At 43.6% G+C, this 587-nt stretch carries 1 protein-coding gene; it reads left to right on the forward strand.

Features of this window, described 5'->3' with window-relative positions:
• Window positions 1–470: response regulator transcription factor (locus R7Z49_RS26445; protein ID WP_318112623.1), on the forward strand; the 470-nt coding region annotated here is incomplete at its 5' end.
• Window positions 471–587: the final 117 nt, after the last annotated feature.

The raw sequence follows: 587 nt of genomic DNA on the forward strand, positions 1-587 counted from the left end.
AATGGAAGAAAATTAAAGACGTTCCAGTTATCTTGTTAACGGCTCTTGTTACCGTTAAAGATAAGGTAGCTGGTTTAGACTCTGGTGCAAATGACTATCTTACAAAACCGTTTGCAGAAGCTGAATTGTTCGCGCGTATTCGTGCTCAATTACGTGCGCCTGACTCTGCTGATCAAGCTAATGCAGATAAAGTGATGACGAAAGATCTGGAGATCGATCGCGCAACACGTGAAGTTATCTTCAAAGGTGATTTGATCACGTTAACTCGTACTGAGTTTGATTTGCTTCTGTTCTTGGCGTCAAACCTAGGCCGCGTTTTTACTCGTGATGAACTACTAGACCATGTATGGGGTTACAACCATTTCCCTACAACACGTACCGTAGATACCCACGTACTTCAACTTCGTCAGAAATTGCCAGGCCTTGAAATCGAAACGCTTCGTGGCGTAGGCTACAAGATGAAAGCATAATCGATAATGAAAACGCTACTCCCTGTAGTTCTCTCGTTAGCGTTAGTGAAACCAGTCCATGCGATGGACTGGTTTCAAACTAATACGCCACTGACACAAGCTCATCAACACCTGCTT

Source organism: Vibrio sp. 1562 (genome assembly GCF_033340155.1).
Classification (GTDB): domain Bacteria; phylum Pseudomonadota; class Gammaproteobacteria; order Enterobacterales; family Vibrionaceae; genus Vibrio; species Vibrio alginolyticus.